The 1692-nt window shown below is 60.6% G+C and carries 2 protein-coding genes; both read right to left on the bottom strand.

Features of this window, described 5'->3' with window-relative positions:
- Window positions 1-166: 166 nt before the first annotated feature.
- The gene (locus tag KEC57_RS19320; protein WP_371295762.1) at window positions 167-1441 is read right to left on the bottom strand and encodes an IS256 family transposase; all 1275 of its coding nucleotides are present in this window, start codon (window positions 1439-1441) and stop codon (window positions 167-169) included.
- Window positions 1377-1661 (bottom strand): hypothetical protein, encoded by a 285-nt coding sequence (locus KEC57_RS19325; RefSeq protein WP_039341403.1) that lies wholly within the window; start codon window positions 1659-1661, stop codon window positions 1377-1379. Before KEC57_RS19325 ends, KEC57_RS19320 begins: the two co-directional genes overlap by 65 nt.
- Window positions 1662-1692 lie beyond the last annotated feature (31 nt).

Here is a 1692-nt window from a genome sequence, read left to right on the forward strand (position 1 = left end):
ATCTATCCGGGGTCGCGGATGGGAAAGATCCCGCCCCATGATGGGAGCCGCGCCGGGCAAACCTCAAAAAGCCCACAGCATTGAGGTGCTGTTTTTTGTGTCAGGTTACTTGCCCGGCCGTTGGAACCTGTCCGCATTTTTGTGGGCGAGGCGGTTGAACAACAGGTTATCCACGCGCCTGCGTGAATCGCTCGCCGAACAGGATAGCAAACTGGTTCATCGCTGATTTCCAGTCGAAGGCGGCCCGCACGGTCTTGGCCAGCACGTTGCGCAGCGCCAGCCAGAGCAGCTTGATCGCCGCCTCGTCATTGGGGAAGTGACCACGGGTCTTGATGATCTTGCGCAGTTGCATGTTCAGACTTTCAATGGCATTCGTTGTGTACACGACCCGTCGAATCTCCGGCGGAAACACGAAGAACGGTATGACGTGCTCCCAGGCGCGCTGCCACGATTGCACGATGGTCGGATATTTCTCGCCCCACGGGCCGTCGGCGAAGTCCTGTAACGCCTGCCTTGCCGCCTCTTCGCTAGCGGCTGCGTAGATCGGGCGCAGGGCTGTGGCGAGCGCCTTACGGTCCTTGTAGCTGGCGTACTCGAGGCTGTTGCGGATCAGATGCACGATGCAGGTCTGAACGGTTGTCCGCGGATAGGCTGCACTGATGGCCTCGGTCAGCCCCTTCAGGCCATCGACCACGGCGATCAGGATGTCCTGGCAGCCGCGCGTCTTGAGTTCGTTGAACACCTTGAGCCAGAACTTGGCGCCCTCGGTCTGCTCGATCCAGAGGCCCAGCACGTCGCGCTGGCCGTCGGCCTGGATGCCCAAGGCCAGATAGACGGCCTTGTTGCTGACCACGCCGTCGTCGCGGATCTTGACCCGCAGCGCATCGAAGAACACCACCGGGTACATTGGCTCGAGCGGGCGGTTCTGCCAGCTCAGCGCCTCGGCCATCACCTCGTCGGTGACCGAGCTGATGAAGTCGGGCGACACTTCGGTGCCGTAGTGCTCGGCCAGAAACCCTTGAATCTCGCGCACACTCATGCCGCGGGCGTACATCGCGATGATGCGTTCGTCGAAGCCGGTGAAGCGGCGCTCGTGCTTGGGAATCAGAATCGGCTCGAAGCTGCCGTCGCGATCGCGGGGGACTTCGACCCGAACCGGGCCACGATCGGTGATGACCGTCTTGCCGCTGGCGCCGTTGCGCTCGTTGGCTTGCCCGGTAGGCTTGGACTGGCCGGACGGGTAGCCCAAATGCAGATTCATCTCGGCGCCCATTGCGCGTTCGATGATCGCTTTGTTGAACGCCAGCATCAGATCCTGGACCTCGGTCGGCGTCATCGGCCCCTTGACCAGTTGGTCCAGCAGTTCCTTGGGCAACTCAGGCAGCGGCCCGCGGGCCGCTGCCTGACGCGCTACGGTTTGTCTTTTCTTCTTCATCGGCATATCCATGGCTTTTACACCTCATGATATGCCCCGCCCACAAAATGACGGATAGGTCCAAGTGCACAACGTCACCGCGCTTCAGGCTTGCGTAGTCGACTACCTGTCGACCTTTCCACAGCCACGCCTGAAACGGCTTGCACTCGATCACGACGCCGTTCTCATTGAGCGTCCACACAAGAAAGTCTTGCCCGAGATCTTCGAATTCGATAGTGATTGACATGTCGTTCTCCTGTAGCGGGAGCGGTTGTTAG

Source organism: Microbacterium allomyrinae, from assembly GCF_020682705.1.
GTDB classification, from domain to species: domain Bacteria; phylum Actinomycetota; class Actinomycetes; order Actinomycetales; family Microbacteriaceae; genus Microbacterium; species Microbacterium allomyrinae.